General features: G+C 31.5%; 11 protein-coding genes and 1 tRNA gene. 6 read left to right on the forward strand and 6 right to left on the reverse strand.

Annotated elements, in window-relative coordinates:
- The 4 genes from ACN0TV_RS16775 to ACN0TV_RS16790 form a co-directional block, all read left to right on the forward strand.
- Positions 1 to 365 (forward strand): hypothetical protein (locus ACN0TV_RS16775; protein ID WP_417364457.1); only part of this gene is annotated, 365 nt, incomplete at its 5' end.
- A 358-nt stretch (positions 366 to 723) separates the two neighbouring features.
- Complete coding sequence (locus ACN0TV_RS16780) at positions 724 to 1419, forward strand: hypothetical protein (RefSeq protein ID WP_417364459.1); 696 nt, start codon at positions 724 to 726, stop codon at positions 1417 to 1419.
- Positions 1404 to 2045: a hypothetical protein gene (locus tag ACN0TV_RS16785; RefSeq protein WP_417364460.1), complete on the forward strand. Its 642-nt coding sequence runs from the start codon at positions 1404 to 1406 to the stop codon at positions 2043 to 2045. The genes ACN0TV_RS16780 and ACN0TV_RS16785 overlap by 16 nt, the downstream gene beginning before the upstream one ends.
- Positions 2039 to 3034: a ComEC/Rec2 family competence protein gene (locus tag ACN0TV_RS16790; RefSeq protein ID WP_417364462.1), complete on the forward strand. Its 996-nt coding sequence runs from the start codon at positions 2039 to 2041 to the stop codon at positions 3032 to 3034. The genes ACN0TV_RS16785 and ACN0TV_RS16790 overlap by 7 nt, the downstream gene beginning before the upstream one ends.
- 30 nt (positions 3035 to 3064) lie before the next feature.
- Here the strand turns inward: ACN0TV_RS16790 and ACN0TV_RS16795 are convergent, their stop codons facing one another.
- Both ACN0TV_RS16795 and ACN0TV_RS16800 read right to left on the reverse strand, forming a co-directional pair.
- Positions 3065 to 3313, reverse strand: coding sequence for a hypothetical protein (locus ACN0TV_RS16795; protein WP_417364464.1), 249 nt, complete (start codon positions 3311 to 3313; stop codon positions 3065 to 3067).
- Between the two features lie 11 nt (positions 3314 to 3324).
- Positions 3325 to 3927 (reverse strand): recombinase family protein, encoded by a 603-nt coding sequence (locus tag ACN0TV_RS16800; protein ID WP_417364466.1) that lies wholly within the window; start codon positions 3925 to 3927, stop codon positions 3325 to 3327.
- A 156-nt stretch (positions 3928 to 4083) separates the two neighbouring features.
- Here ACN0TV_RS16800 and ACN0TV_RS16805 point away from each other — a divergent pair, with 156 nt between their 5' ends.
- Positions 4084 to 4374 carry a hypothetical protein gene (locus ACN0TV_RS16805; protein WP_417364468.1) on the forward strand — a complete coding sequence of 97 codons (291 nt, stop codon included), beginning with the start codon at positions 4084 to 4086 and terminating at the stop codon, positions 4372 to 4374.
- Between the two features lie 42 nt (positions 4375 to 4416).
- On the opposite strand, the gene ACN0TV_RS16810 is transcribed toward ACN0TV_RS16805, so the two are convergent.
- The 3 genes from ACN0TV_RS16810 to ACN0TV_RS16820 all read right to left on the reverse strand — a co-directional run bounded on the left by ACN0TV_RS16810 (position 4417) and on the right by ACN0TV_RS16820 (position 5605).
- Positions 4417 to 4587 (reverse strand): hypothetical protein, encoded by a 171-nt coding sequence (locus tag ACN0TV_RS16810; protein WP_417364470.1) that lies wholly within the window; start codon positions 4585 to 4587, stop codon positions 4417 to 4419.
- Between the two features lie 211 nt (positions 4588 to 4798).
- Positions 4799 to 5092: a hypothetical protein gene (locus ACN0TV_RS16815; RefSeq protein ID WP_417364472.1), complete on the reverse strand. Its 294-nt coding sequence runs from the start codon at positions 5090 to 5092 to the stop codon at positions 4799 to 4801.
- A gap of 3 nt (positions 5093 to 5095) precedes the next feature.
- A complete protein-coding gene (locus ACN0TV_RS16820) occupies positions 5096 to 5605 on the reverse strand; it encodes a hypothetical protein (protein ID WP_417364474.1) in 510 nt (169 codons plus the stop codon).
- Positions 5606 to 6302: 697 nt separating this feature from the next.
- On the opposite strand from ACN0TV_RS16820, the gene ACN0TV_RS16825 reads away from it, so the two are divergent.
- Entirely contained in the window at positions 6303 to 7949 is a 1647-nt protein-coding gene (locus ACN0TV_RS16825; RefSeq protein ID WP_417364476.1) for a recombinase family protein, read from the forward strand.
- Here the strand turns inward: ACN0TV_RS16825 and ACN0TV_RS16830 are convergent.
- A tRNA-Met gene (locus ACN0TV_RS16830) sits at positions 7909 to 7981 on the reverse strand. The genes ACN0TV_RS16825 and ACN0TV_RS16830 overlap by 41 nt on opposite strands.
- Between the last annotated feature and the right edge of the window lie 150 nt (positions 7982 to 8131).

Raw genomic sequence — 8131 nt, forward strand, 5'->3', positions numbered from 1 at the left:
AGAAATGTACTATTAGCCAAACGGATACAGTTTATCGGTCAACTACACACTTTCCGCTTTTTTTTTTAATTTCCTGTAAGAATTTTCATAAATTATATAATGAAATCCTTACTTTAACAAAGAAAATTTTAAGAAAACAATCCATTTTAAGAGGTCTTAGAGCTAAACTAGAAGGCATTTTTCGAAAAAATGAATTAAATAGATTTCTTTCTATTTTTAAAAATAGAGCTTCAATAAAAAAGGCCGACTTAAAAAGTCGGCCTTTTGGAGAAAATTTAGTAGCGGGAAAGGATGAATTATCGAACCTTAATGAGCTTGTTAGTGATTTTTTAAAGGTTGTTGAATTTCATAACCTCATCACATAACTTCATCTGTTATCGTGCTAATTCTCGGTTATAGATTCTATCATATATTAATAGACTTGGTCGAATTCTGACAACGTGGATTGAGTTGAGCCTCCTCCAATTAAATTTTAATCGGTTTCAGAATTAAAAGCAGTAACATTAAAAAGTTTTAGAACACTAAGAAGTTCTACTTTGGGTAAGCTAACAATCTAAATGGTAATCAATTGTCAATGGATAATAAATTAGAGAATAAAAATCAAGAATTTTAGAATTAAACAAACTGTTTTTAATATCTTAATCATCAATTGTTAAAGGCTTTAAATGCTTATAAATAAATTCTTGTATATTTGATTTTCAATTTTTTAATGAACATATAATAATGGACTTAATCATTCCTGTTTTTCAGTTTGAGATTAGATTTAATCATATTCTTGATTTTTCTCAAATAGTTAGAAATACACTAGCACCATATGTAAAGCTCACCGATAGCATAAAAATTGATAAGCAAAATACTGTTGAAGAAACATACTTTCTAAATTTTGAGGAAGATGGGTATATGATTATTGTTTCTTGGGATAGAGCTGTTTTTAAAGGTCAAGGAAGCCTTGATGCATATTTCCAAAAAAATTCACCTATTGGAACACTATTTTTTGATATTTTTCAACAGATATGCAAATTAAAAGGATTTGGTGAAATTAAAAGTAGTGTTTTCTATGGGATTGCTATTTCTAAATATTCTAAAGATAAAGATATTTTAGGCACTTTCTCAAAAAATATTTTAGCATTTAACCTTAAAGAATTAGACAATAATGTAACTGATTTTGCAGTTGTCGTTGAGTCAAACACAGATTCAGGTAGTAGTTCCATAACTTTTGGACCTTATTTGGGTCCAAAAGATTTATCAAAAAGACCTATAAAACCAATAGACATTACTGCTTTAGGAAATATAGATTTTGAAGGAGTTATGTTAGAGTACAAACGATTTAAATCGGAATCTGAAGTTAATTTTAATACTTTTATAGAATATTGTTCAGAATTTAATGGCACATTTAAAAAGATATGGAAGAAACTATAGTAACTTCAAGTAAGAAAATAAAAGAAGTTTTTAATAGTCACGTTAATAGAAGGCGAGGTTCTTATTATACTGAATCTACAGTAAACGAAACTATATCAAGACTTCAAGAAGATAATAACTTTTCTAATTGGAATGTTAAGAATGACGAGGTAGATGAGTCCTCCATAACCAAACCAAACAATAACGAACCTATTATTCCTATCAAATATGGAGGAATCACTCCTATAAATAATAATCGAGAAAACATTAATTACGAAGACTCTGAGAGTATTTTAGATAATATTTTTAGAGGTAGAGATTTCATTCCTAGTGAAAGCTGGGTTTCAAATGAAATCATTAAAGCTAGGATAGTAAGTTCAGACAATGATAGTGTGTATTTGGATTGTATTATAGATTTAGAAACCATGTATTTCGAACTTAGGCAATTTCATAAAAGCTTATTTTCAAATTTTAAAACTTTAGAAACAGGTGATTTAGCGTTGATAAAACTAAAATCTAAGCCAGGTTCATTTAGGGTTGATGTATATCCTGGTGAAGGTCTTGTAAATGCTAATTTATTTGAAATAAAGGATGATATCCAAAGGCTCAAAGGTAGGAGTTTAGGCACAAAGCTTCGAGAGTGGTAAACATTATATTTAAAAATGTTGGTCAGGGAGATTCTATTATAATTGAATGGAAAGAAGGCTTGAATAACAAAATTGGGATTATAGACTGTAATCAAGTTACATCTACTCTTAATCCTGTATTACAACATGTAATCAAATCAAAAACAAAGGAAATTGAGTTTCTTTTTTTGTCACATCCACATAAAGACCATTATTCTGGGTTTATGGAGTTGATTGAATATTGTTTAAGTAATCAAATTAATATAAAACGATTTATTCATACTGCTAATGTATCTATTGATTATTTGATGGCTGCATCTCGAAGTATAATTGAGAAAAAGGAATTATCCAAACTTTATGAGTTGCTCATGGATATGCGAGACAGGGGGCTGATAGAATTGCATACTGTTGATGATAACCCTGATACTGTTAAAAATTTATCAGAAGGCTTTAAGTTAGCATTTCTAGCTCCTTCTTCTCAAGAAATAGATAAGTATATTAGAGGAGTTGCTTTTCCTTTTGACGAAGAGGATAGCACAAGTAACCCTAATGCAAATTGGCTTTGTTCAATTATAAAAATTTATAATGATAATACATCTATAATACTTTCCTCTGATGTTGAGAGTCAAGTTTTAAAAAGGCTAAACAAAAAAAATGGGCGCCTTAAAGAACAGAAATCCATTCTAGTTCAAGTACCACATCATGGTGCAAAAAAGAATATGAACAAGTCATTTTGGAGTGGATTAAGAAAATACCCCGAAACTTATGCCGTTATTTCTGTTGGAAAAAATGGCTATAAACACCCTTCAAAAGAAGTTATAGAATTCTTCACTAATCACCCAAACTACATATTAGAGAGAACTGATTTGAACGCACAAACCTCTCAATTAGCCATGGCTAATTCTGCGAAGCTGAATATTATTAGTAAAAAAGTAGCCATTTCACCAACTAATCAAATAAATAATGACCTTTCATATCAAGTTAGTGATGAGAATTGTATCAAAATTTAGAGGAACTATTTAGGTCTTACCCCTCAGTTCTTATGACCTTACCCATTTAACCAACTGTATAAGACCTAATACCACCAAAGTTAACAATGTAAATGTTAATTGGATAAACAAACCAATTACACCTAGGTTCAAACTAATCGATGATGGTTTATGTTTGCGTTCTGCGCTCTTGAATGACTTGTACCAATGCTCGGCTTCTAGGTCATACCTTAATCGTGTGGTGCTGGAATTGTCATTCGGTCTCCATTGATAGTTCTGTCTTTCTCCCTGTGTTGACATAATTCTATAATTTAATTTGTTCGTTCATTCATTGCTTTTTTCACTCTCTGAGCTACCCCAAGGCTAACACCACCCAATGCAGCGGCTCTTCTTAGTGACTCTCCATTACTTAGTTCAACCTCAACTTTCTTATACTTCTTTAAGAACTCTTCAGTGGTCATTCGGGAGCCATGTAAACGCCCCTTATAGACTCCTTTGGCTTTGGCAATCTCAATGCCTTGGCGTTGTCTTTCAAGCATGTTATCACGCTCCATTTCACTTACATTACCAAGTACAGAAACTATCATTTTAAAGATAGGGTTCTGCTTACCGTCAACCATCGAGTACATGCCTATATTTTCAACATATAGATTAACACCTTTATCGTTAAGGTACTTGCATACGGTCAATATGTCTAGAATGGACCTTCCAACTCTATCGATAGATAGAACATGAACCTCATGAATCTTACCATTATTAATATCATCCACTATTTTCTTTCCTTGTGGTCTATCGAAGAAAGAAATGGCACCACTGATTTTGTCCACATAGACTTTGTCGAATTCTGATTCATTTTTTTCCTGTCTGGCGGTATTTTGCTCTAATGTTGAAACTCTTACGTACTTAACTTTCATAATCTTGTATCTATATCACAAATATAGTGTATTATTTTAGAGTGGCATAATAATACACCTGAAAACCAGGTATTTAGCTATATTAAGTGTATCTGACAAAGGCATACCCCAATTTTGATAAGGCTTTTATTTGGTATCTTCGTTGAAAAACTAAAGATGAATGGTATTTGGAAATTAAATGGTCAGTTTTATGGATGGCTTACAGATAACGGCAGCTTATTTTCACGAAATGGAGATAGAATAGGAACATTAGCAATAGCGAACAATGCGTTTTATAATCATGGCGGAGCCTACATGGGAGAATTACTAAATGGTAACCGAATAGGGATTAATCCAGACCATAGTGATTGGATGGGTCCGATGAGCAATCCCGATGGTCAAATTTATAATGAACCTCTGGAAAACCTTATGGCAACAGAAGTTATTGGTTATCATTCTCCAGCCTGAATCAAATGAAGGATTTTGTTGAATTCTCTACTATCGATTTCATCAATCTCTATTGGTAAGCTTCTTGATTTTCTCGTGTGTATCGTCCATGTCTAACCTCATCTGGAGAACCCTTATATCTTGCATTAGCTCGTTTTTCCTTGTTTGCTCATCCTCAAGGTTAATTAGCTCCTGTTTAGCTCTTATTTTAGCTGTAATCTCTTCTTTGTTCATAGCGTCATAATTTTTTCATAGGTCGAACTGCTTATTTCTATTCTTTTGATTCCGTCTTTTTTTCAATGATTTAATTTTTAACATCAACAGCAATAAGGTGTCGTTGATGTTAAAAAAAGTACCCGATTTTTTCTAAAAAATTTTTAAAGGTCCATAGGGCACTTTTTTTAATGACTTTTTTCATATATAAGACCTGGGATACCTACATCCCTTATATTTTCCAATAGGGATTGTCCTCCCTTTTTATACAAGGAACATTCTGATTAGTTGATTTAAAAATCTGATATCTCCACCAACTAAAAGGGATATGAACATTTTCTTTATTTAAATCTATTCTTAGACCTCTAAATAATCTACCTAACATGCCATTCCATTCTAATATCAAATACATTTCCTTTTCTAAGTTTGAAAAATAACTTTTGTAAATCTCAAAATCCTTTCCAATAACTGGGTCTTTTATTCTGTTCTCTTTTTTAAATCTCTGTAAATCAAATTTCATTTTCATAATTTATTTTTTTAATGTTATTATTGGACTTCCGTCCTTTGTTATATACTGTTTCCAGCGTTCTAAATCGAATATTTTAGATTCATGGTAACTCATGTTTGCAAACAATAAATCCAATGTTCGAAATAGCTCATTTTTTTTATTATTGGTTTTTATAAAACTATGTACGTGAGGTTGCTCATTAGATTTCTTATTCTCTATTGTATAATTAATTTCCAAATCAGGGTCATCAACTTTATTAAAAACATTTTTCAATATCAGTTTAATATCTTCTTGGCTATATATTTTATAAGTTTTAAAACTCAATGCAAAATACTTTTGTTTTCGATTCCTCATTCTTCTGAATTTTGGTTCCAATAAGTGATGAATTTCCCATCTGTTAAATTTATTTTTCCGTAAAAGATTATTGTTTTTTGTTTCACTTAATTGTGTTATTAATCTTCTGACATTTCTTGTTGTCATCCCTTTTTGTTTTGCTATTTCAGCAACACTTAAATACTCTTTTTCTACCATTTTATCTTCTTTAAAGGCGTACCAAATGTATTAGGAAGTATGACTACTTCCCTTAGATTTGGTGTTGTTATTTTCTAATAAATATCTTCTAGGTACATTAAAACCTGGAATTAATTGCTATAGATAATAATCGTATTATTTTGGAATAAGTAAATAGAAAAGACAAAATAAATATGAAAATAATTCAAAATCACTTGTTTATATCCAAAAAAATGTGTTGAATTGCACTAACAAGACTTTGGTGCCATATCATGGCTTTCTTGGAATAAATTTCTTCTGCCCAAATAACACAATGAAGATATTGGGTATTCATTTTATGACTTAAAAGCAATCAGCTAAAAGTCTCCATTCATTCAAACTTTATTTTGAATTTTTCAACCTGGAAAGTAGTCACTTTTTACAAGTGTTCTGGCTTTTAGTTCATGGTTTACTTCCATCCCTATTTGGAAGAAGCATACTATCATTAAAACCTTGGATAGTGCTTTCGAAGGAAATAAAACCAGCTTGATTGACATCTTGCTGGACGCATATTAACACCTAAATAAAAGTGAATGATACAGATAAAACAAGACTTACGGTTACAACTTATAGAAAAATAACAAAAGACGATATAAGTACGGATGAAGAAGTCAACATAATAATTAATAAACTACATGGGCTAAGCAACTTAGTTTATGATTTAATAAAATAGAAAAAAATGGAATTAGATTATTTTAAAAAATACAGCTCGTATAAAGAAGAGCAAAACAATAACAAAAATGTCTGGTTATATACCAGAGTGAGTTCAAAAGACCAATTTGAAACTAACGGGAGTATAGAAAATCAAAAAAACGCTGCCAATCTCTTGGCGCAAAATAAATATGTAATAACAAAAACCTTTGGCGGGACTTACGAATCCGCCAAAGGTGATTTTACAAGAAAAGAGTTCAATAGATTAATATCTGAAGTAAAAAAAGCAAAACACAAACCATTTGCTATTTTGATTTACAAGATGAGCCGTTTCTCTAGAACTGGTGGAAGTGCTATTGGGCTTGTAAATAAACTTATCAATGTTCATGGTGTACATCTAATTGAAGTATCGACCAATAAAGATACAACGACACCTAGAGGTGAGTATGAAATCATTGAATCACTTCAATATGCCAGAAAAGAAAATATTGAACGTCTCGAATATACCATACCAGGAATGATAGCATTTTTAAAAAAAGGTAATTGGCTAGGTAAAGCTCCTCGGGGTTATGACCATTATGGGGACAGAGTAAAAAACATAGAGTTTAAGGCTGAATCACAAAAATTAGAAATAAATTATGAAGGCAGATTATTAAAAAAAGCTTGGAAATGGAAACTAAAAGATATTCCAGACTACAAGATTTGTAAGAAGCTTGAAGCTTTAGAATTAATTATCTCCAAGCAATCATTGAGTGAAATGTGGCGTAAGCCATTCTATTGCGGTATAAATACAAATAGCCTTTTAAAAGGTGAAGCAATTAAAGGAAACTGGAAATCTATAGTTTCTAAGGAGGACTTCAGAATCATCAATGATAGACTTGATGGCAATAGGAATACAGGCTATACAAAGTCTAAATTTTGTGAAGACCGACCATTACAATCAGATTTATATTGTGGTAACTGCGGCACAAAAATGACTGGCTACAAAGCGAAAAAGAAATATGATTATTACAAATGTCAAAACAAATCTTGTACATGCAGAGATATGAACGCCAAAAGTTCAAAAAAGTCACTCCGAACAGGTCTCAATGACCTATTTGAGGACTATCTAAGTCAGTATTGTTTGGATAGAAAATTTGTTGAGGTATTTAAAGCACAGATGAAACTCATCATAGCAGACAAAAATAAAGAGTCAATCGAACTTGAAAGTTCGTTAAATAAGCAATTAAAAGAATTGGGAGTTCAAAAAGATAATCTGGAACGAAAGTATGCTTTTGATAATTTAAAACCAGAGCTTTTCGATAAGTTTGATAAAGAACTAACTGGTAAAATTGAAGCCTTAAATGTTGAAAAATCAAAATTGGGAATTTCAATATCGAACCTGAATAAAAAAATAGAAAAATGCGTTGAAGTAACTCAAAATATCAGTGATTACTGGAAGCATGGGAGTATTGAAAACAAAGTGCGAGTTCAAAAATTAGTGTTTCCATCAGGAATAGTCATTGACCCGAAAAATCTTCAATATCGAACCTCTGAAGTAAATTCGGTATTCTCTGTAATCTCAAGTATAGTAATTGGTAAAGGAGCTAAAAGTAAAAACGCATCATCTAATTTAGATGATGCGTCTCGCTTAGTAGCGGGAACAGGACTCGAACCTGTGACCTTCGGGTTATGAGCCCGACGAGCTACCTACTGCTCTATCCCGCGATGTGGATTTTCAATATTTCATCTTTAGCTTTCAACTTTCGGTTCATAATGCCGATAGAAATATTGGACTGCAAAGATACAAAGGATTTTAAACCCCACAAGCTAGATATCATTATTTTTTGAAATGTATTAATCAAAATTTCTTTTGCA

Source organism: Galbibacter sp. (assembly GCF_048266365.1).
Lineage (GTDB): Bacteria > Bacteroidota > Bacteroidia > Flavobacteriales > Flavobacteriaceae > Galbibacter.